Below are 20077 nucleotides of genomic sequence, written 5' to 3'. Positions count from 1 at the left end.
ACGGTCAGGAAGTGTGGCTGGCCCACCCGGGACGAGTGATCGAGCCCAGAAGAGTGATCGCCTCCCTGTAACAGAGCCGTCCGTAGCCCCGACTTTTGCCCCGGCCACAGGGACGCCACGACGGAACCCGGCGTAAACGACCGAGGCCGGCTGCCCCGCTCCTGGAAGGTTGGGGCAGCCGGCCTCGGTCGGTCGGGGACGGTGCGGGTCAGCGCCAGACCTGGCTGTTGCCGTAGTGGCAGTCCCACTGGCGGACGGCGGCGCCGTTGGCGGTGCTCCAGTCCGCTATCTCCAGGCACTTACCGCTGTGACGGTTGTAGATGAGGTTGCCCTGCCCGTAGGGCCGGGCGGCCCAGATCTGGTTGGCGTTGGCGGTGCAGTCCCACTGGCCGACGGAGGCGCCGTTGGCGGTGCTCCAGCCCTTGACCTCCAGGCACTTGTTGCTGTTGAGGTTGAGGACCGTGTCCCACCTTTCGTTGATGGTCACGGCGGCGGAGGGCGAGGCCGGGAGGGTCAGGGACAGGAGCAGGCCGGCGGCACCGGCGCCCAGGGCGCGTCCGGACTTGGCGACGTTGAAGCGCATGGAAAAATCCCCCTCATACAGCCGATCACGGCCAGCTTTCGGTGATATCGAAGCGGATCCACTCGTACGCCGGTCTGCTCCATCCAGTCCTGTACGCCGTGGCCGACGCCCAGGACGCCCCGCCCCGGGACAGCCGGTGCAGGGTGGCGCTCCATCGCAGTCAGCGCAACGTTCCACAGCGGGCACCGGCAGCAGGCCGACCCCCGCGCGCGGCTGCCGGGTCCAGGCAGGGGCGGCGGCACTGGCGATGCCGCTCTCAGGAAACAGCCCTCCAGAGCCACAGCTCTTCCAGCCCCGCCTCGCCCGCTGCCCGGGCTAGCCTGTTGATCATGTGGATCGACACGGTGAGCGACATCCTGCACGAAGCGGCGGCGACGGCCATCCTCCCCCGCTACCGCTCGCTGGCGGACGGCGAGGTTATGGAGAAGACCTCCGGCGAGGTGGTCACCGTGGCCGACCGCGAGGCCGAGGAACTGATCACCCGCCGCCTGCGCTCCGTGCTCGACGCCCCGGTCGTGGGCGAGGAGACGACCGCCGCAGACCCCGGCCTGATCACGGCACTTCGTGACGCCCCGGCGGCCTGGCTGGTCGACCCTCTGGACGGCACGGCGAATTTCATCGCCGGTCGGCCCGAATACGCTGTGATGGCTGCGCTGATACGAAACGGACAAGCTGTCGCTTCGTGGATCGTGCAGCCCGCCGAGGGGCGCACGTACGTAGCGGAGAAAGGCTCAGGGGCGTGGCGGGATGGCATACGGATCCACCGGCCGCCGGCACCCGCCGACCCCGCCGACATGCGCGGCGCGGCGCTGACCAGATTCCTCGACCCGGCGGCGAAAGCCCGTGTCCAGGCCGCGACTTCACGGTTCGCGGCCCTAGGCCCGGGCGCCAAGTGCGCCGGCGTGGACTATCCGCGGCTGGCGGACGGCGTACAGGACTTCCTCCTGTACCAGCGGACGCTCCCGTGGGACCACGCGCCGGGCGCGCTGCTCCTCACCGAGGCGGGCGGCGTCGCGCATCGCCCCGACGAAACCGCCTACCGTCCGACCGACGCCGAGCGCGGACTCCTGGCCGCCGCGGACGCGCACAGCTGGCGCACAGTGCACGCGATCCTGATGCAGCGCTAGCCGCCCACCACCACCGTCCGCTGCGCCGAGAAGTCGCCCCACTTCCCGTCCGGCAGCTTCGCGCGGAGCTTGATGCTGAAGCGGGTCCCGGCAGGCTCGCTCACCGTGAAGCGGTACGTCGCCGTGCCCGTCGGCGGAGCTGCGCCCCACACGATGGTCGTGGCCAGTTTCCCGTTGAGGAACAGCTGATACTCACGCACCGCCTCCTCGCCCGTGCGTGGCGGCGTCCACGCAAGGTCGATGCCGCGTACGCCGCCTTCCGTGCGCGGCGTCGCCTTCAGAGCCGTAGGGGCGGTGGACGGGCCGTCCCCGGGGGCCGAAGCCGTCGTCAGGTCAAGGGCGTTGCTGTCCTTCGAGGAATTCTCGGCCGCGTCCCGCGCCCGTACCGTAAAGGTGTAGACGGTCCCGGGCCGCAACCCACTGACCCGCGCCGTCGTGGCGGTGCCGGGCACGGTGTGGATCCGGGAGTCCTCCTGGTAGATGTCGTACGACGTCACACCGACGTCGTCCGCGGCCCGCCCCCAGGTCAGGCTCACCGCGCGTCCCCCGTCGGCCCGCCCCCGTAGTTCCACCGGCGCGGAGGGCGCCTTCCGGTCGTCCGGCGTAGGGGCGGGTGTGGTGACGGGGACAGGACTGCTGGGGGCGGAGAGATTGCCCGCGGCGTCCCGGGCGCGGACGGTGAACCTGTAGGCGGTCGAGGGCGTCAGGCTGTCGATGTTGGTCATGTGCCGCGCGCCCGGCACGGTCTTCACCTTGGCGCCCTTCTGGTAGACCTCGTACCGGGTGACCGCCTTGTTGTCGGAGGCCCGGTCCCACATGACGTGCACGGAAGTGGCGCTGCCCGCCTGCGCCGTCACCCCATCGGGCGTGGAGGGACTCTCGCTGTCCCGGTCGGGTTCGTCCGAGCAGGCGGTCGTCGTTGTGAGCAGAAGAAGCAGGGAGACAGAGCAGGTCAACACGGCGCATACGGTGGGGCGTTGCACGGTTGGACCCTTCATCCGGGGATATTGGTCCAGACCTGTATGTCACGCATGGCCGCGCCCGGCAAGAACTACTGCGATATGAACCGAACGGCCCAGGAGATCGTCTGAGAGTTCAGCTGGAGATCCGCCGGAGATCCGCCGACGATCAGCTGCTGAAGAATTCACTGACCTCTTGGGCGAACGGGCGGGGGCGCTCCTCATGTACGAAATGGCCGGCCGGAATGGTGATCAGGCGGCAGTCCGGGATCAGTGCGGCCATGTCCTGCATCCGGTCCTGCGGCATCGAACTGTCCGGGCCGCCCGTGATGATCAACGTCGGTGCGACGATCTCGCCGAGGCCGTCGTGCCACTCCGGGTCGGGGTCGGAGATCTCGCTGGTGATGGCCGGTACGACGGGCCAGTCGTAGTCCAGCGGTTCCTCGGGGCGCACCACCGGAGGCGGCTCCGTGTCGCCAGGGAACGGCGGCGGGGTCTCCTCCAGTACGAGCCGCTCCACGCGGTCCGCGTTCTCCTGGGCCAGCAGACGGGCGACGACACCGCCGATGCCGTGGCCTACGAGGCCGACCCGGTCGAGCTCCAGCTCGTCGAGGAAGCCGAGGACGTCGTCCCGCATGAGCTCGACGGAGTACTCGTCGGGCCAGTCGCTCTCGCCGTGCCCGCGCAGGTCGATCGCGTAGACCCGCCATTCCTCGCCGAGCGCCTGCCCGGCCTCCTCCCAGCTCGCCGCCGACGAGCCGAGCCCGTGCAGGAGCACGACCGGCGCTCCGTACGAATCGCCCCAGGCCCGATAGGCCAGCCGTACGTCGCCGACATCCACTACGGAGTGATCACTCATGCCCCTGACGCTACAGCCCTGACCGGGGCGCCCCTACCGCACGGGGGCCAGGTCAGTGAAAGGGTCACGGCGTGAAGCCGACCACCCGCCTCCTGCTCGCACTGCTCGCCCTCCTCCTCTGTGCCTGTACGGTCCCCACCGGCGACGGAAAGCCTCGCGCCACGGCCGGCGGGCTGGACGATCCGGCGATGAAGGACATCGCCATGCAGCTGGTCTCCAGCGCCGAGAACTCCTCGCTGGACTGGAAGGCGCAGTACAAGTACATCGAGGACATCGGCGACGGCCGTGGCTACACCGGCGGAATCATGGGCTTCTGCTCGGGCTGCGGCGACATGCTGAAAGTCGTCCAGCGCTATGCGGAGGCCGAGCCCGGCAATCCACTGGAGGCTTTCATTCCGGCCCTGCGCGCGGTGAAGGGCAGCGATTCGCACGAGGGGCTGGGGCGGCCGTTCACCGAGGCGTGGGCGCGAGCCGCCGGGGATCCGGCGTTCCGCACGGCGCAGGACGCGGAGCGGGACCGGGTCTACTTCGATCCGGCGGTCGCCCAGGCCAAGGAGGACGGGCTCGGCGCCTTGGGCCAGTTCATCTACTTCGACGCCTATGTGATGCACGGCCTCGGCGACGCCGAAGGAAACGTCGGCTTCCGTACGATGCGCCGCAAAGCGATGGAGAACGCCGAGCCGCCGTCTCGCGGCGGCGACGAGAAGGTGTATCTGGGGGCGTTCCTCGACGCCCGGGTGGCGGCCATCCGCTGGGAGCCGTCCCACTCGGACACCAGCCGCATCGAAACGGCCCAGCGGGTCTTCCTCCGCGAGGGCAGGCTCGACCTCCGTACGCCGCTGCGCTGGAAGGTGTACGGCGACGAGTACCTCATCGACTGACCGGGATCGGCCGAGCAGAGCCGCCGGGGCCGGCGCACCAGCGGACAATGGGGCCATGAACGAGATCGACCCCCCGGCGGGTTCCCTGGCACTCGACGACCAGCTCTGCTTCGCGCTGTACTCCGCCTCGCGCGCCGTGACCGCCGCCTACCGGCCGGTGCTGGCCGAACTGGGGCTGACCTACCCGCAGTACCTGACGATGCTGGCCGTCTGGCAGCGCGGCGAGCTCCCCATGAAGGAGCTGGGCGCCGCACTGGGGATGGACTACGGAACGCTGTCGCCGCTCGTGAAGCGGCTGGAGACGGCGGGCCTCGTACGGAGGGAACGCCAGGCCGGTGACGAGCGGACGATCACCGTGGCCGCGACGGAGCAGGGCGAGGCACTGCGCACGAGCGCCGCGCAGGTGCCGGGCGCCATGGGCCGGGCGTACGGCATGACCGCCGAAGAGGCGGACGAACTCCGCGACCGACTGCGGGAGTTGACCGACCGGCTGAGCTGAGCCGGGCCACCGGGTTCACTCGAGTGGCAACCATCACGCCCATTTAAATCGTGCGCAATTGAATTGCAGGCTATCTTTCTTTCAGGACAGCGTCCCGCAAGGCAAGGAGAGCCCGGCATGGAATTCGTCAGGTACGAGGCGTACGCCCCGGTGGAACGACCCACCTACCAGGAAGAGCTGGACGAGGTCGTACGCAATGTGGGGCGCCGCACCCGCGAGTCGGTCGAGCGGCAGGGCGTGGGCCGCTCGGTCAGGACCGCGCACGGCAAGACGTACGGGCTCATGAAGGCATCAGTCACCGTCGGTGAAATCCCGAAGCCCTACGCCCAGGGCATCTTCGCCGAGCCCGGCGCGTACGACGCCGTGGTGCGCTACTCCAACGGGCTCGGACATCTGCGCGCGGACTCGCTGCTCGGCGCGGCCTGCGGCATGGGGATCAAGATGTTCGGCGTGCCCGGCGCCTCCCTGCTGACGGACGAGGCCGAGGCGACAACCTTCGATCTGAACCTGATCAACAACAAGGTCTTCTTCGCCAACACCGCATACGACTACATGATCATCGAGGAGCTCTTCGCCGAGCTGCCGGACGCCCTGGTGAACCCCGCGCGGCGAAAGTCGTGGATGGGCGAATTCCTCACCCGGCGCGGGACGTTGGAGACCGCGGACGAGTGGTTGTGGGACGAGCTGCTGGCCATGCTGTCGTTCACGCAGGTCCCGCGGCAGAACCTGCTCTCGTACACGTACAACAGCATGGGAGCCTTCCGCTACGGCGAGCACATCGCCAAGGTGCGAACCGTGCCCACGTCCCCCGTCACGCACCTGACGGTCGACGTGAGCACCGACGGCGAGGCCTTCAGGAACACGCTCGTGGCGGAGGCGGCCGAGCGCGACCATGCCTTCGAGCTGCAGGTGCAGCTCAACACCGACCTGGCGCGGATGCCGGTGGACAACACCTCGGTGGAGTGGCCGGAGCAGCTGTCGCCGTGGGTGACGGTCGCCCGGATCGATATCCCCCGGCAGAACGTCGGCGGCGAGGAGAACCTGACCGCCGCCGACGGTACGTCGATCACTCCCTGGCGCACGCGTGAGGACCACCGGCCCATCGGCGAGATCCAGCGCGTACGCGAGGAGGTCTACCGGCGCTCCTCCATCGAGCGGCACCGGATCAACGGGCAGCCGCGGCGCGAGCCGGCGGGCAGTGCGGAACTGCTCGGCTGAAACGGGCTGTGGCGCGTACGGCACCTTTCAGTGCCGTACGCGCCACATGTCGTCGTATCAGTGAGCGCTTGCCGGGACCTGGTCCGGGATCTCGGGATGAGCCGCGTCCGCGGCCGCGGCCGCGTCATCGTCCCGACTGCCCTTCTTGCCCAGGTGGTTGAAGGCCAGGTTGAGGACGATGGCCACCACGCACCCGGTGCTGATGCCCGAGTCGAGCACCACGAGCAGGTCCTCGGGGAACGCGTGGTAGAACTGCGGCGCGGCGATCGGGATGAGGCCGATGCCCACCGAGGCCGCCACGATCAGCGCGTTCTCGCCCTTCTCCAGCGCGGCCGTGGCCAGCGTCTGGATGCCGCTCGCGGCGACCGATCCGAAGAGCACGATGCCCGCGCCGCCGAGTACCGGCAGCGGGACGAGGGCAATGACGGAGGCGAGCACCGGGCACAGGCCCAGCAGGATCAGGATGCCGCCGCCCGCGGCGACGACGAACCGGCTGCGGACCTTCGTCATCGCGACCAGGCCGATGTTCTGTGCGAAGGCGCTGCACATGAAGCCGTTGAAGAGCGGGCTGATGGCGCTGCCGAGGGTGTCGGCGCGCAGTCCGCCCTCGATGGTCTTCTCGTCCGCCGGGCGGCCGACGATCTTGCCGAGGGCGAGCATGTCGGCCGTCGACTCGGTCATGCAGACCAGCATCACGATGCACATGGAGATGATCGCGGCGATCTCGAACTGCGGGGCGCCGAAGTGGAACGGCGTCGGGAAGCCCACCAGGTCGGCGTTCTTGATGGCGTCGAAGTTCGTGATGCCCACCGGGATGGCGACGAGTGTGCCCGCCACCAGCCCGAGGAGGATCGCGATCTGCTGGAGGAAGCCGCGCAGCAGCTTGCGCAGCGCGAGGACGATCACCAAGGTCAGGGCGGCCATGCCGATATTGGTCATCGAGCCGTAGTCGTCGGCCTGGGGATTGCCGCCCTGGGACCAGTTGAAGGCGACGGGGAGCAGGGAGACACCGATCAGGGTGATGACGGTGCCGGTGACGACGGGCGGGAAGAAGCGGACCAGTTTGCCGAAGTAGGGGGCCGCGATGAAACCGAGCAGGCCGGCGACGATGATCGCTCCGAAGATGATCGGTATCGCGTTGTCGCCCTCGCCCTTGCCGATGGCGATCATCGGGGTCACTCCGGCGAACGAGACGCCGTTGACGAAGGGGAGCTTGGCACCGATCTTCCAGAACCCGAGGGTCTGGAGGAGGGTGGCGATGCCTGCGGTGAAGAGGCTGGCCCCCATGAGGAAGGCCGTTTCCTTGACGTCCAGGCCCACGGCGGGCCCCACGATCATGGGCGGAGCCACCACGCCCGCGTACATCGCGGCCACATGCTGGAGGCCGCTGGTGAACATCTTGCCGGGCGGAAGTTTCTCGTCGACCGGATGGGGATCGGCCCGGTCATCGGTCCGGGGGGCGGATTCGGCGGCTGCATCTTTGCGAAACCTGGGCTTGGCGGCCACAGCGGTTCCTCCGGTCGGTTACACGCCTTGGGGACGTGGGTGTCTTGGAGGTGGTGCGGAGTGGTGCGTGGAGCAGGTGGTGCAGACATACGTGACGCGTGGGGGGTGCGGCGCGTACCAACAGACGTACCAATTTGACGTACCGAGGGACGGTGACCGGGGGGTGATCACCGTCCCCGGGAGCGCGGGCACTTGGGGCGCGCGCTCCCGGGCACAGCTGCCGTGGACCCCGCTCGGGTTCACGGCCGCCGGCTGAGGGCCGTCCCCCTCAGCCGGACTCTTCGGGGGACATCAGCCCTGCGCGACGATCCGCGCGAGTCGCTGCGCCTCGGCCCGCGCGCTGCGGGCGATGGCGTCCTCGTCCACCGTGATCAGGTGGTTGTCCTCGACGACGGGCTTGCCGTTGACGAGCGACAGGGTGACCGGGGCCGCGGCGCCGAAGACGATCGCGGTGACCGGGTCGGCGATGGTGGAGTGGCCGAGTCCGTCGATCTTCCACATCACCAGGTCGGCGAGCTTGCCGGCCTCCAGCGAGCCGATCTGGTCCGCGCGGCCGAGCACCTGGGCGCCACCGTACGTTCCCAGGCGCAGCGCCTGGCGGGCGTTGAGCGCCGCCTCGCGGTGCGCGCCGAGCCGGTTGATCAGCAGCGCGTTGCGCAGCTCGGTGTGCAGCTCGCCCGACTCGTTGGACGCCGTACCGTCGACGCCCAGGCCGACCGGGACGCCGGCGGCGAGCATGTCCGGGACGCGGGCGATGCCTGCGGCGAGGCGGGCGTTGGAGGACGGACAGTGGGCCACGCCCGTGCCCGTACGGGCGAAGGCGGCGATGTCGGAGTCGTTCATGTGGACGCAGTGGGCCATCCACACGTCGCTGCCGAGCCAGCCGGTCGACTCGAAGTAGTCGGTCGGGCCCATGCCGAACAGTTCCTTGCAGAACTGCTCCTCCTCGACCGTCTCGCTGCCGTGCGTGTGCAGGCGTACGCCCTTGCGGCGGGCCAGCTCGGCGCCCTGCTTGAGCAGCTCGGTGGAGACGGAGAAGGGCGAGCAGGGCGCGACCGCGACCTGCGTCATCGCGTCGAACGACGCATCGTGGTGCTGGTCGACGGTCGCCTCGGTGCCGGCGAGCGCGCCTTCGAGGGTCTCGACGGCGAAGTCCGGCGGCAGGCCGCCGTCCTTGACGCTGCGGTCCATGGAGCCGCGGGCGAGCGTGAAGCGTACGCCCATGTCCGAGGCGGCGCCGATGATGGCGCTGGACAGGTCGCCCGAGCCCTGCGGGAAGACGTAGTGGTGGTCCATCGCGGTGGTGACACCGCCGCGGGCCATCATCGCCAGCGAACCCTGCGCGGCTGCCGTGACCATGGGCTCGTCGATGCGCGCCCAGGTCGGGTACAGCGCGACCAGCCAGTTGAAGAGGTTGTGGTCGGTGGCGAGACCGCGGGTGATCCACTGGTAGAAGTGGTGGTGGGTGTTGACCAGGCCGGGCGTGACCAGATGACCCGTGCCGTCGATGCGGCGTACGACGTTGGCCAGGCCCTCCGGGGCCTTGCCCGCGCCGATCGACTCGATGCGGTTTCCGGCGACCACGACGTAGCCCGAGGCGTACTCGGTGTCGTTGGCGTCGACGGTGGCGATGGCACAGTTCTCGATGATGGTGCGCGCGGCTGCCGTTGCTGCCATGGTGCGTCCTACTTCTCTCGGTGGTGTGGGCACGGCAGGACCCTAGGGGGATTTGAGTGCCGCAGCCGCGTGGCTCCGGGTGCCGAGATGGGTGAAGCAAAGGCTGAGCGGGACCGCGACCGGGGCGCCGGCGCCGATGCCGGGGGCGGGCATGGGGGAGCTGCCATGGGATTCCTCCGGTCTGGTGCGCCGCCACCGGGTCAGGGCGGTGGCGGCGCAGCTCAGGCCCGTGTCAGAGGTTGGTCATGTCGACCGGGATCTGCGGCTCGACGCCGTCCCGCAGGATGGTGGCCTCGATCAGGCCGTACGGGCGGTCGGCGGCGAAGTAGACCTCGTTGTCGTTCTTCAGCCCGAAGGGCTCGAGGTCGACCAGGAAGTGGTGGTTGTTCGGCAGCGAGAAGCGGATCTCGTCGATCTCGCTCCGGCTGTTGATGACCCGCGAACCCATCTGGTAGAGGGTCTGCTGCAGCGAGAGGGAGTACGTCTCGGCGAAGGCCTGCAGGATGTGCTTCTTGGCCTGCGCGTACGACTTCTCCCAGTTGGGCATCCGGTCGGCGTCGCTGGTCCAGTTGTAGCGCCAGGCGGCGGAGACATCGGTGCACAGGATGCGGTCGTACGCCTCCTTGAGCGTCGTGTACTTGTCCTTCACGTAGCCCCAGAACTCCGAGTTGGTGGAGTTCATGACCGTGAGGTCCTTGAGGCCGGAGATGATCTGCCACTTCTCACCGTCGAAGGTGATCTGCGTGGTGCGAAGCTCCTGGCCCTTGCGGGCGAAGGAGTGGTTCACCTCGTCGGAGCCGATGAACTTCGAGTTGTTGTCCGAGGTCGCGATGCGCTCCCAGGAGTACTCCTCGATACGGATCCGGGCGCGCTTGATCGGCTCCTGCGACGTCACGAAGTGACGGGCGAGGTGGATGCCGAACTGCTCGGCGGACTCGATGCCGTACTCCTTGGCGAACGCGTACACCGTGTTCTTGGTGGTGTCCGTGGGAAGGACGTTCGCGTTGGAGCCGGAGTAGTGCACGTCGTCCATGTCGCCGGAGAGGGCGACGGAGACGTTCAGGTCCTTGATGTGGTGGGTGTCGCCGTCCCGCGTGATCTTGACGACGCGGTTCTCTGCTTTGCCGTACTGGTTCTGGCCGAGAATCGTGGGCATGTCGGTGCTAGCTCCCTCGGTATACGGAGTAGCCGAACGGGTTGAGCAGCAGCGGTACGTGGAAGTGTTCGCCCGGTACGACGGCGAATGTGATCGCCACCTCCGGGAAGAACGCGCCGCTGTCCCTTACGCGGGGGGCGTCCTGCTGTGCCTCGGCTTGCTTGTTGTCGTTGTGCTTACTCAGGAAGTACGCCTCGGTCTCGAAGTCGAGACGTACGTGGGTGGTGCCCTCCGGCAGAGCCGGCAGGTCTTTGCAGCGCCCGTCCGCGTCGGTCTTCGACCCGCCGAGCGCCACCCACTCGGCCGCACTGCCGCTGCGGGCAGTCAGCGAGATGGCGACACCCTCGGCGGGGCGGCCGATGCTGGTGTCCAGGATGTGCGTGGACACCGAAGCGGTGGTTTCCGTGCTCATGGCGCGGGTCACTCTCCTTCTTCTACGAGGCGTGCGAGCCGGATGCGGTTGATCTTGCCCAGCTCGGTGCGGACGATGGCCCGCTCCTGCTCGGGCGAGTTCCCGATCCGCTCTCGCATCGCGTCGCGCATCTGCTCACCGGTCGCGCCGGTGGCACAGATCAGAAAGATATGTCCGAATTTATCCTGGTACGCCAGGTTCAGTTCGAGCATCTCGACCTTGAGTTCCTCGGACGCTCCGGCCATCCCCTGCTGCTCGCGGGAGGAGGTCGGGTCGCCGGGCTTCGGCCGGCCGATCGGCGGGTGCCCCGCCATCGCGTCGGAGAGATCCTTCGTAGTCAGCTCGGCCGTGGCGGCGTCACTGGCGAGGAAGAGGGCTTCTGCGGTGGCGTACGGGCGCTGGGCGAGCAGCTTGCTTCCCCACGCCGGACTGGCACACACCTCGTGGAGCGTGGCGGAGGCCTCGCTGTCTGCCGAGGCGTTGAACCGGGCTAGGCCCGGCGTCGAACCTGAAGTCACGGGAGCCTCCGTGGCCTTGTGCTGGACGGGCTGCGCATAGCTAACGCCCTGAACAACATCACGTCAACACTTTGTTGAAACTTCGCGAAACAAAAGCCGCCGTCCGGACAGTCCGGACGGCGGCTCCATCGAAATGATCGATCAAAATCCTTGATCAACTACTCGTTCTTGGCGGCGTTTTCCCTGTTCAGGTAGTTGTAGACAGTGAAACGGCTGACCCCGAGGGCCCCGGCCACGGTCTCCACGCCATGCCGCACAGAGAAGGCGCCGCGCGCCTCAAGTATCCGTACGACCGACTGCTTCTCCTTGCGGTCGAGCTCGGCCAGAGGCATGCCGTAACGGCGCCCCATGGCCACCAGGATGTGGTCGAGCGAGTCCGAAAGCTGCGGAAGCCGTACGGCGACGACGTCCCGGCCCTCCCAGGCCAGCACCACGTCGTCGCCGCGCGCCTGCTCCGGCACCATCAGCTCGCCGCCCATGGCGTCGACCAGCGGCTTGACCGCGGTGATGAGGGGGTGGTCGGTGAGGGAGTGGTCGCCCGGCCCGCTGAGATCCGTCACTTCTCGCCCTCCCCGATCACGTTGACCTGCAATGAGACCCGGGTGGCTCCCGCATCGAGCGACTTGCGCAGCAGCGCGTCGACGGCGGTCAGGACCGCGTCCGCGCCGCCTTCCGCGGTGTTCCCGAACGGGCCGACATCCACGGCGTCCAGCTCGGCGGCCTGGATGACCTCGCGGGCGGCCAGGGCATGCGGAGGCGCCTCGTCCAGGTCGAAGGGCTCGGTCGTGAACTCCACTCTCAAACGCACCATGCCGCCAACGTTACTGGCGAGCCCGCGGCTCCTGCCCGGCTCCCTCTTGACAGACCTCGACGCGAGCAGGCAACCTTCCATCAGGCAGAAAATAACTTCCGCGATACGGAAGGAGCGCCGAAACCCTCATGGGCTACACGGACCAGCGCTTCGATGTGAACCTCTCGATCCTCTTCACGGAACTCCCGCTCCTGGAGCGCCCCGCGGCCGCCGCCGCGGCGGGCTTCAACGCGGTCGAGCTGTGGTGGCCCTGGATCGAGACCCCCACCCCCGACCAGGCCGAGCTCGACGCCCTCAAGCGGGCGCTCGACGACGCCGGCACTCAGCTGGTGGGCCTGAACTTCTACGCCGGGCAGCTGCCGGGCCCGGACCGCGGCGCACTCTCCGTCCCCGGCGAGGAGTCCGACCGCTTCCGCGCCAACATCGACGTGGCGGCAGACTTCGCCGCCTCGGTCGGCTGCAAGGCGCTCAACGCGCTCTACGGCAACCGCGTCGACGGCGTGGACCCGGCCGTCCAGGACGAGCTCGCCCTGGAGAACCTGGTCCTGGCCGCCCGCGCGGCCGACCGGGTCGGAGCGATCCTCCTGGTCGAGACCCTGAACAAGCCCGAGTCGCCGCTCTACCCGCTGGTGAGCGCCCCGGCCGCGATCGAGGTCGTCGACAAGGTCAACGCGCTCAGCGGACTCGGCAACGCCAAGTTCCTGCTCGACCTCTACCACCTGTCGATGAACGGCGAGGACCTCCCCGAGGTCATCACGTCGTACGCCGACAAGACCGGCCACGTGCAGATCGCCGACAACCCGGGCCGCGGCGCCCCCGGCACGGGAAACCTGCCGCTCGAGGAGCTGCTCGACCAGCTCAAGAAGGCCGGTTACGACGGCTGGGTGGGCCTGGAGTACAAGCCCGGCGACCGCCCGAGCGCCGAAGCCTTCGGCTGGCTCCCCAACTGACCATCTTTACCTGTGTGTTGAAAGAGGCATACCCATCATGAGCAACCTCCCCAAGATCGGCTTCATCGGCCTCGGCATCATGGGCTCCCCCATGTCCGAGAACCTGCTGAAGGCGGGTTACGACGTCACCGGCTACACCCTGGAGCAGCCCAAGATCGACCGCCTCGTCGCCGCCGGCGGCAAGGGCGCGTCCTCGATCGCCGAGGCCGTCAAGGACGCCGACGTCATCATCACGATGGTGCCCGCCTCCCCGCAGGTCGAGGCGATCGCGTACGGCCCGGACGGCATCCTGGAGAACGCCAGGAAGGGCGCCCTCCTGATCGACATGTCCTCGATCACCCCGCAGACCTCCGTCGACCTGGGCAAGGCCGGTGCCGAGAAGGGCCTGCGCGTCCTGGACGCCCCGGTCTCCGGCGGCGAGGCCGGTGCCATCGAGGCCGTACTGTCGATCATGGTCGGTGGCTCGCAGGCCGACTTCGACGCCGCCAAGCCCGTCCTTGACGCGCTCGGCAAGACCATCGTGCTGTGCGGCCCGCACGGCTCCGGCCAGACGGTGAAGGCCGCGAACCAGCTGATCGTCGCGGTCAACATCCAGGCATGCGCCGAGGCCGTGGTCTTCCTGGAGAAGTCCGGCGTCGACCTCACCGCCGCCCTCGACGTCCTCAACGGCGGACTGGCCGGCTCGACCGTGCTGACCCGCAAGAAGGCCAACTTCCTCAACAGGGACTTCGCCCCCGGCTTCCGGATCGACCTGCACCACAAGGACATGGGCATCGTCACCGACGCCGCCCGCAATGTCGGTGCGGCGCTCCCCGTCGGCGCGGTCGTCGCCCAGCTGGTCGCCTCGCTGCGCGCCCAGGGTGACGGTGGCCTGGACCACTCCGCCCTGCTGCGCGCCGTCGAGCGCCTCTCCGGTCAGCCCGTCCAGAGCTGACCACCCCCTGAACCCCGGGCTGCGGCAGCGCTGACACCTGTCCTGTCGCGCCCAGGCGCTGCCGCCGCCCGGATCTCTCACTTCAATTTCAACAAACTGTTGACGTTACGTTGTGTGCGTACTTACGCTCCTCACGCCGCCAGCAGATCCCGCAGGAAGGTCACCATGTCGAAGCGTGTGCTCACGACCGAGTCAGGCGCCCCGGTCGCCGACAACCAGAATTCCGCCTCCGCCGGTGTCGGCGGCCCGCTCCTCCTCCAGGACCAGCACCTGCTGGAGAAGCTGGCCCGGTTCAACCGTGAGCGCATCCCGGAGCGCGTCGTCCACGCCCGGGGCTCGGGCGCGTACGGCTACTTCGAGGTGACTGACGACGTCACCGGCTACACCCGCGCCGACTTCCTCGGCGAAGTGGGCAAGCGGACCGAAACCTTCATCCGCTTCTCCACCGTCGCGGACAGCCTCGGCGGCGCGGACGCGGTCCGTGACCCGCGCGGTTTCGCGCTGAAGTTCTACACCGAAGAGGGCAACTACGACCTCGTCGGCAACAACACCCCGGTGTTCTTCATCAAGGACCCGATCAAGTTCCCCGACTTCATCCACTCCCAGAAGCGCGACCCCTTCACGGGCAAGCAGGAGCCGGACAACGTCTGGGACTTCTGGGCGCACGCCCCCGAGGCGACGCACCAGATCACGTGGCTGATGGGCGACCGCGGCATCCCCGCGTCGTACCGCCACATGAACGGCTACGGCTCGCACACCTACCAGTGGACGAACGCCCAGGGCGAGGCCTTCTTCGTCAAGTACCACTTCAAGACGAACCAGGGTGTCCGGTCGCTGTCGTCCGAGCAGGCCGCCGAGCTCGTCGGCAAGGACGCCAACTCGCACCAGACGGACCTGGTCCAGGCCATCGAGCGCGGCGTCAACCCGTCCTGGACGCTGTACGTCCAGGTCATGCCGGCCGCCGAGGCCGCGGACTACCGCTTCAACCCGTTCGACCTCACCAAGGTGTGGCCGCACGCCGACTACCCGCTCCAGCGGGTCGGCCGTCTGGTCCTCGACCGGAACCCGGACAACGTCTTCGCCGAGGTCGAGCAGGCCGCGTTCTCCCCGAACAACTTCGTTCCGGGTATCGGCCCCTCGCCCGACAAGATGCTCCAGGGCCGTCTCTTCGCCTACGCGGACGCGCACCGCTACCGCCTCGGTGTGAACCACACCCTGCTGCCGGTGAACGCCCCCAAGGCGACGGAGGCCGTCAACTACGGCCGCGACGGTGCCATGGCGCTGCGCAACGGCTCGCGCCACGACAAGAACTACGAGCCCAACTCGTACGAAGGCCCGGCCCAGACGGACTCGGCGCTCTCCGCGCCGCTGGCACTGACCGGCTGGACCGGCACGCACGCCGCGCCCTCGCACGTCAAGGACGACGACTTCTTCCAGGCTGGTGAGCTCTACCGCCTGATGTCGGACGAGGAGAAGTCCCGCCTGATCGCCAACATCGCCGGCGGCCTCTCGCAGGTCACCCGCGACGACGTGATCGAGAAGAACCTGGCGCACTTCCACGCCGCCGACACGGAGTACGGCAAGCGCGTCGAGGAAGCGGTCCGCGCACTGCGCGAGGACTGAGCGCACAGACCGCGCGGGTGAGCTGACGGGAGGTCAACTCCCCCGCGCAGTCCGTGCCCCGGCTCCGATGAGGGGTGGTCGGGGTCCACGGACAGGAATGGGTACCGCGGCGGCGTGCGAGCCAGTGCGGTGGTCAAGGCTTACGGAACGTTCTCCTCGACCTGAGAGGAGAACGCCCGCAAGCTCATCGCCCCCGCCGCGGAACCCCTTCCCCCATGTCTCTGCTCTGCGTGCGCCCCTCGCGCACCGCTCCGCGGGCTTCGGCCCGCTGCGCCGGACTCCGTCCGGCGGGGCGCTCCTCCCCACAACTCCGCCCGGCGGCACGGACGTCATGTCGCGCCAGTCTCGTGCCGCCGGGCGGCTTCTCCCCCTCTCGGGCTCGTGCCCGGGGGTTCTTTGCACGCCCGACCAGGGCGCGGAGTACGGACGGTCCCGTACTCCGCGCCCTTCGGCGTTCTCAGGCGCCCAGCAGCACCGCCGCCTCCTTCTCCTGGGACAGGCCCACCACAGGGCGGTCCGGGCGCTGGGGGGCCGTCCCGCCCAGCTTCTGGAGCCACGCCCACGTGTCCGCCACCGTCTCCGCGACCGGACGGCAGCGCAGCCCCGCCTCCACCGCCTTGCGCACACCCGTGTCGTGCAGCGCGTCGTACAGCTCGCCCGGCGGCACCCAGACCGGCAGCTCCGACCACGGTTCGATGCCGGCCGCCAGGATCACCCCGGGCTCGGTCCAGCGCAGCTCCGCGTCGGCTCCCGTGACCCGTACGCACGCCTCCAGCAGCTCACCCATCGTCGCGTGGCCCTGCGGGCTGACGAGGTTGTACGGGCCGCCCAGGCCCCGCTCAGCGGCGTCCAGCATTCACCCCGCGAGGTCGCGCGCGTCGATGTACTGCAAGGGCAAGTCCCGCGGCCCGGGCGCCAGCACAGCCCCTCCCCGGGCGATCCGCGTGAGCCACCACGGCAGCCGCCCGATGTTCTCCCCGGGCCCCACGATCAGCCCGGCCCGCGCCAGCAGCGCCCGCTCCCCGAACGCCTCGACCGCGGCCAGCTCACCGCCCCGCTTCGCCTGCGGATAGGCGACGTCCCCGCCCGCATCGGCCGAGCCGTCGACAACGGCACCGTTCTCGTCCTGCCCGGCCGGGGACGGGTAGCGGTACACGGACGCGCTGGACACGTACACATACGACGCGGCCCGGCCCGCCAGCAGCCGCGCGGAGTCCCGTACGACGGACGGCGCACCCGACCACGTATCGACGACGATGTCCCACTCCCCCTGCGCGAGCGCGGCAAGGCCGTCCGGGGCCGTACGGTCACCGTGCAGCGCGACGACACCCGCCGGGGCCGCATGGTGCCCGCGGTGGAACACGGTCACGTCCCAGCCCCGCGCCAGGGCGTCTTCGGTGACAGCCCGGCCGACGAATTCCGTTCCACCCAGTATCAATAGCTTCATGCCCGCAACTCTGCCGAGTGATCACCCCGTTGGGAACGCGCGCACGCTCTCAGCGCAATCGGCCGCGACCGCCCGTACACGGGTACGCCGAAGGCCCGGCCTGCCGAAGCAGACCGGGCCCTGGGGCAGGTACGTCAGACGAGCGGGCGGATCGCCGTCGGGGCGTGGCCCGGCTCGGTCGCGATCTCCTCGAACTCGGTGACGTCGCTCATGTCGACCGTCTTGCTCATCGAGATGTTGGTGACGCGCTCCAGGATGGCCTCGACCACGACCGGGACCTGGAACTCCTGGGCCAGCTTCTTGGCCTGCTCGAAGGCGGCACCCAGCTCGTTCGGGTCGGTGACGCGGATCGCCTTGACCCCCAGGCCCTCGGCGACCTTGATGTGGTCGACGCCGTAGACGCCGATCTCCGGGGTGTTGATGTTCTCGAATTCGAGGTTGACCTCGAAGTTGATGCCCAGGCCGCCCTGCGCCTGACGGATCAGGCCCAGATAGGCGTTGTTCACCAGGACGTGGACGTAGGGGACCTTGTGCTGCGCGGCGACCGCGAGCTCCTCGATCATGAACTGGAAGTCGTAGTCGCCGGAGAGGGCGACGATCGGGGTCTCCGGGTCCGCGGTGGCGGCACCGATCGCGGCCGGGATGGTCCAGCCGAGCGGGCCGGCCTGGCCGCAGTTGATCCAGTTGCGCGGCTTGTAGACGTGCAGCATCTGCGCACCGGCGATCTGGGACAGACCGATGGTGGTGACGTAGCGGGTCTCCGGGCCGAAGGCCTTGTTCATCTCCTCGTAGACGCGCTGCGGCTTCATGGGGATGTTGTCGAAGTGCGTACGGCGCTGCAGGGTGGCCTTGCGCTCCTGGGCGGACTCGGCCCAGGCGGAGAAGTCCGGCAGCTTGCCCTCGGCCTTGAGGTCCTTGGCGACCTCGATGAAGAGCTCCAGTGCGGCCTTGGCGTCGGAGGCGATGCCGAAGTCCGGGGCGAAGATCTTGCCGATCTGGGTGGGCTCGATGTCGACGTGGACGAACTTGCGGCCCTTGGTGTAGGCGTCGAGGTTGTAGCCGGTGTGACGGTTGGCCCAGCGGTTGCCGATGCCGAGGACGAAGTCCGACTCCAGGAAGGTCGCGTTGCCGTAGCGGTGCGAGGTCTGGACACCGACCATGCCGGCGCTCAGCTCGTGGTCGTCCGGGATGGTGCCCCAGCCCATGAGGGTGGAGATGACCGGGATGTTGGTCAGCTCGGCGAACTCGACCAGCAGGTCGGAGGCGTCGGCGTTGATGATGCCGCCACCGGCGACGATCAGCGGGCGCTCGGACTCCAGCAGAAACCGCAGGGCCTTCTCGGCCTGGGCGCGGTTGGCGCGCGGCTTGTAGACCGGCAGCGGCTGGTAGGTCTCCGGGTCGAACTCGATCTCGGTCAGCTGGACGTCGATCGGGAGGTCGATCAGGACCGGGCCCGGCCGGCCGGAGCGCATCAGGTGGAAGGCCTCCTGGAACACGCCCGGGACCTGCGCGGCCTCCAGGACGGTGGTGGCCTTCTTGGTGACCGGCTTGGCGATCGAGGCGATGTCGACGGCCTGGAAGTCCTCCTTGTGGAGCTTCGAGACCGGAGCCTGGCCGGTGATGCACAGGATCGGGATGGAGTCCGCGATCGCGGAGTACAGGCCGGTGATCATGTCGGTGCCGGCCGGGCCCGAGGTACCGATGCAGACACCGATGTTGCCCGCCTTGGCCCGCGTGTAGCCCTCGGCCATGTGCGAAGCACCCTCGACGTGGCGGGCCAGCGTGTGCTTGATGCCGCCCACGTTCTTGAGCTCGCGGTAGAAGGGGTTGATCGCAGCACCGGGAACGCCGAACGCTTGTTCGACACCCTCGAGCTTGAGGATCTCAACTGCGGCAGCGGCAGCGGTCATACGAGCCATGGGGTAACTCCTGCGTCGGCTGGCGGAGTGACCTCACCTGTGTCGACCGGTGAGCGTCATTCCATAATGCGGAAGTGCACTTCTGCTATACGGAAGCAATCTAGGGTGAGCTCTTGCGTGCGTCAAGAGCGGCAATGACGGAAGTCCCTCCCCAAGGCATCGCTGTTGGTGGACCATGGACCACGTACCGCAGTCACAGCACCCGACGGTCCGAGGGGGACGGTCATGGGAGAGAACGTGCCGGTGCGCTGCCCGGCATGCCGTCGCGAGCACGCATTCACGCCACCGGTCTTCCCCTGCGCATGCGGGGAGCCGCTGGCGCCGCCCCTCTTACGGGGCGCGGCCCCGGAGCGGATCACACACCGCACCTGGACCGACGCATGGGTCACCGTCCGCTGCGGCTCCTGCGGCCGCCAGGACCAGTGGCCGCAGCCCGAGCTGGGGTGCGCCTGCGGTGCGGTGCTGCGCATTCCGGTACGGCCCGTGCCGCGCAACCCCCCGCCCCCGTCGGCCGCCGCCCCGGGCAGTCGAAGAGCCGACGGATCCGGCCCCACGGCCGGACATCCCCCACACATCCCACTGCCGCCGACCTCGGCTCCCCCGCGTCCGAAGTTCCGCCCGATGACGATCAGGACCGCACGGGACGCGGTGACCGCGGCCGCGCTCTACCTCAAGTGGCTCGGATTCCGCGACATCATGCAGTCCCCCGAGCGGCCCGCGTCCGGCATAGACCTGCGCGCCCCCGGCCTGGTCGCCCAGGTCGACCCGACGACCCGCCCCGCCAATCTGCGCGACGTCGAGTGCCTGTGGCTCAACGGGCTCAGCGCGTCGGCGGTGAGCGTGTTCTTCTCCCTCGCCGGGTACGCCGACGACGCCCGGGCCCGCGCCGACGACCTCGGCATCCCGCTCTTCGTCATGGACCTCACCGGTACGCCGCAACCGGTCAACCGCCCGGCCGACGAGCTGATCAGCACAGGCGCCTGAGCGATACTCCCCCC

The 20077-nt window shown here is 68.9% G+C and carries 19 protein-coding genes and 2 pseudogenes; 8 read left to right on the top strand and 13 right to left on the bottom strand.

Annotation, left to right across the window (positions count from 1 at the left end; genetic code table 11):
* Positions 1-208: 208 nt before the first annotated feature.
* Both J7I98_RS29215 and J7I98_RS41435 read right to left on the bottom strand, forming a co-directional pair.
* Complete coding sequence (locus tag J7I98_RS29215; protein WP_214928027.1) at positions 209-583, bottom strand: RICIN domain-containing protein; 375 nt, start codon at positions 581-583, stop codon at positions 209-211.
* Between the two features lie 56 nt (positions 584-639).
* A pseudogene (locus J7I98_RS41435) lies at positions 640-938 on the bottom strand (LLM class flavin-dependent oxidoreductase); the annotation flags it as partial.
* On the opposite strand from J7I98_RS41435, the gene J7I98_RS29210 reads away from it, so the two are divergent.
* Entirely contained in the window at positions 913-1710 is a 798-nt protein-coding gene (locus tag J7I98_RS29210) for an inositol monophosphatase family protein (protein ID WP_214928026.1), read from the top strand. The pseudogene J7I98_RS41435 and the gene J7I98_RS29210 sit on opposite strands and share 26 nt — an antisense overlap.
* Here J7I98_RS29210 and J7I98_RS29205 read toward each other — a convergent pair.
* Both J7I98_RS29205 and J7I98_RS29200 read right to left on the bottom strand, forming a co-directional pair.
* Positions 1707-2708: a fibronectin type III domain-containing protein gene (locus tag J7I98_RS29205; RefSeq protein ID WP_214928025.1), complete on the bottom strand. Its 1002-nt coding sequence runs from the start codon at positions 2706-2708 to the stop codon at positions 1707-1709. The genes J7I98_RS29210 and J7I98_RS29205 overlap by 4 nt on opposite strands.
* A 130-nt stretch (positions 2709-2838) precedes the next feature.
* Positions 2839-3528: an alpha/beta fold hydrolase gene (locus J7I98_RS29200; protein ID WP_214928024.1), complete on the bottom strand. Its 690-nt coding sequence runs from the start codon at positions 3526-3528 to the stop codon at positions 2839-2841.
* 71 nt (positions 3529-3599) lie between these two features.
* Between J7I98_RS29200 and J7I98_RS29195 the strand changes: the two genes are divergently transcribed.
* From J7I98_RS29195 to J7I98_RS29185, 3 genes are all read left to right on the top strand, one after another.
* Positions 3600-4409, top strand: a complete 810-nt coding sequence (locus J7I98_RS29195; RefSeq protein WP_308377988.1) for a chitosanase — start codon at positions 3600-3602, stop codon at positions 4407-4409.
* A 55-nt stretch (positions 4410-4464) separates the two neighbouring features.
* A complete protein-coding gene (locus J7I98_RS29190) occupies positions 4465-4908 on the top strand; it encodes a MarR family winged helix-turn-helix transcriptional regulator (RefSeq protein ID WP_214928023.1) in 444 nt (147 codons plus the stop codon).
* A 117-nt stretch (positions 4909-5025) separates the two neighbouring features.
* The gene (locus J7I98_RS29185; RefSeq protein ID WP_214928022.1) at positions 5026-6126 is read left to right on the top strand and encodes a catalase family protein; all 1101 of its coding nucleotides are present in this window, start codon (positions 5026-5028) and stop codon (positions 6124-6126) included.
* Positions 6127-6183: 57 nt separating this feature from the next.
* On the opposite strand, the gene J7I98_RS29180 is transcribed toward J7I98_RS29185, so the two are convergent.
* From J7I98_RS29180 to J7I98_RS29150, 7 genes are all read right to left on the bottom strand, one after another.
* Positions 6184-7632, bottom strand: coding sequence for a nucleobase:cation symporter-2 family protein (locus J7I98_RS29180; protein ID WP_214928021.1), 1449 nt, complete (start codon positions 7630-7632; stop codon positions 6184-6186).
* 291 nt (positions 7633-7923) lie between these two features.
* On the bottom strand, positions 7924-9309 hold the full coding sequence (locus J7I98_RS29175) for an 8-oxoguanine deaminase (protein ID WP_214928020.1): 1386 nt from the start codon (positions 9307-9309) through the stop codon (positions 7924-7926).
* Between the two features lie 232 nt (positions 9310-9541).
* Positions 9542-10465, bottom strand: a complete 924-nt coding sequence (pucL, locus tag J7I98_RS29170) for a factor-independent urate hydroxylase (protein ID WP_214928019.1) — start codon at positions 10463-10465, stop codon at positions 9542-9544.
* Positions 10466-10472: 7 nt separating this feature from the next.
* Positions 10473-10877 carry a hydroxyisourate hydrolase gene (gene uraH / locus J7I98_RS29165; protein ID WP_214928018.1) on the bottom strand — a complete coding sequence of 135 codons (405 nt, stop codon included), beginning with the start codon at positions 10875-10877 and terminating at the stop codon, positions 10473-10475.
* Positions 10878-10885: 8 nt separating this feature from the next.
* Entirely contained in the window at positions 10886-11395 is a 510-nt protein-coding gene (gene uraD, locus J7I98_RS29160) for a 2-oxo-4-hydroxy-4-carboxy-5-ureidoimidazoline decarboxylase (RefSeq protein WP_214928017.1), read from the bottom strand.
* A gap of 158 nt (positions 11396-11553) precedes the next feature.
* Positions 11554-11874, bottom strand: coding sequence for a helix-turn-helix domain-containing protein (locus J7I98_RS29155; protein ID WP_214928038.1), 321 nt, complete (start codon positions 11872-11874; stop codon positions 11554-11556).
* Positions 11875-11951: 77 nt separating this feature from the next.
* The gene (locus J7I98_RS29150; protein ID WP_214928037.1) at positions 11952-12203 is read right to left on the bottom strand and encodes a hypothetical protein; all 252 of its coding nucleotides are present in this window, start codon (positions 12201-12203) and stop codon (positions 11952-11954) included.
* A gap of 131 nt (positions 12204-12334) precedes the next feature.
* Here J7I98_RS29150 and J7I98_RS29145 point away from each other — a divergent pair, with 131 nt between their 5' ends.
* The 3 genes from J7I98_RS29145 to J7I98_RS29135 all read left to right on the top strand — a co-directional run bounded on the left by J7I98_RS29145 (position 12335) and on the right by J7I98_RS29135 (position 15713).
* Complete coding sequence (locus J7I98_RS29145; protein WP_214928016.1) at positions 12335-13156, top strand: TIM barrel protein; 822 nt, start codon at positions 12335-12337, stop codon at positions 13154-13156.
* A gap of 34 nt (positions 13157-13190) precedes the next feature.
* Positions 13191-14090: a 2-hydroxy-3-oxopropionate reductase gene (locus tag J7I98_RS29140; protein ID WP_214928036.1), complete on the top strand. Its 900-nt coding sequence runs from the start codon at positions 13191-13193 to the stop codon at positions 14088-14090.
* Positions 14091-14255: 165 nt separating this feature from the next.
* Entirely contained in the window at positions 14256-15713 is a 1458-nt protein-coding gene (locus J7I98_RS29135) for a catalase (RefSeq protein ID WP_214928015.1), read from the top strand.
* 457 nt (positions 15714-16170) lie between these two features.
* On the opposite strand, the pseudogene J7I98_RS29130 reads toward J7I98_RS29135, so the two are convergent.
* Positions 16171-17160: pseudogene (locus tag J7I98_RS29130) on the bottom strand (reductase).
* A gap of 134 nt (positions 17161-17294) precedes the next feature.
* The gene (gene gcl, locus J7I98_RS29125) at positions 17295-19079 is read right to left on the bottom strand and encodes a glyoxylate carboligase (RefSeq protein WP_214928014.1); all 1785 of its coding nucleotides are present in this window, start codon (positions 19077-19079) and stop codon (positions 17295-17297) included.
* 225 nt (positions 19080-19304) lie between these two features.
* Between gcl and J7I98_RS29120 the strand changes: the two genes are divergently transcribed.
* Complete coding sequence (locus tag J7I98_RS29120) at positions 19305-20063, top strand: hypothetical protein (RefSeq protein ID WP_214928013.1); 759 nt, start codon at positions 19305-19307, stop codon at positions 20061-20063.
* The last annotated feature ends 14 nt before the right edge of the window (positions 20064-20077 follow it).

It is taken from the genome of Streptomyces sp. ISL-98, assembly GCF_018614055.1.
In the GTDB taxonomy this organism is placed as follows: Bacteria; Actinomycetota; Actinomycetes; order Streptomycetales; family Streptomycetaceae; genus Streptomyces; species Streptomyces spiramyceticus.
Note: the sequence above shows the minus strand (reverse complement) of the source record. Positions and strands in the feature narration are given on the sequence as shown.

Coding starts and splice junctions, on each gene's coding strand:
- J7I98_RS29215 (WP_214928027.1), bottom strand. CDS start 583: ATGCGCTTCAACGTCGCCAAGTCCGGACGCGCCCTGGGCGCCGGTGCC.
- J7I98_RS29210 (WP_214928026.1), top strand. CDS start 913: ATGTGGATCGACACGGTGAGCGACATCCTGCACGAAGCGGCGGCGACG.
- J7I98_RS29205 (WP_214928025.1), bottom strand. CDS start 2,708: ATGAAGGGTCCAACCGTGCAACGCCCCACCGTATGCGCCGTGTTGACC.
- J7I98_RS29200 (WP_214928024.1), bottom strand. CDS start 3,528: ATGAGTGATCACTCCGTAGTGGATGTCGGCGACGTACGGCTGGCCTAT.
- J7I98_RS29190 (WP_214928023.1), top strand. CDS start 4,465: ATGAACGAGATCGACCCCCCGGCGGGTTCCCTGGCACTCGACGACCAG.
- J7I98_RS29185 (WP_214928022.1), top strand. CDS start 5,026: ATGGAATTCGTCAGGTACGAGGCGTACGCCCCGGTGGAACGACCCACC.
- J7I98_RS29175 (WP_214928020.1), bottom strand. CDS start 9,309: ATGGCAGCAACGGCAGCCGCGCGCACCATCATCGAGAACTGTGCCATC.
- pucL (WP_214928019.1), bottom strand. CDS start 10,465: ATGCCCACGATTCTCGGCCAGAACCAGTACGGCAAAGCAGAGAACCGC.
- uraH (WP_214928018.1), bottom strand. CDS start 10,877: ATGAGCACGGAAACCACCGCTTCGGTGTCCACGCACATCCTGGACACC.
- J7I98_RS29155 (WP_214928038.1), bottom strand. CDS start 11,874: ATGGGCGGCGAGCTGATGGTGCCGGAGCAGGCGCGCGGCGACGACGTG.
- J7I98_RS29145 (WP_214928016.1), top strand. CDS start 12,335: ATGGGCTACACGGACCAGCGCTTCGATGTGAACCTCTCGATCCTCTTC.
- J7I98_RS29135 (WP_214928015.1), top strand. CDS start 14,256: ATGTCGAAGCGTGTGCTCACGACCGAGTCAGGCGCCCCGGTCGCCGAC.
- gcl (WP_214928014.1), bottom strand. CDS start 19,079: ATGGCTCGTATGACCGCTGCCGCTGCCGCAGTTGAGATCCTCAAGCTC.
- J7I98_RS29120 (WP_214928013.1), top strand. CDS start 19,305: ATGGGAGAGAACGTGCCGGTGCGCTGCCCGGCATGCCGTCGCGAGCAC.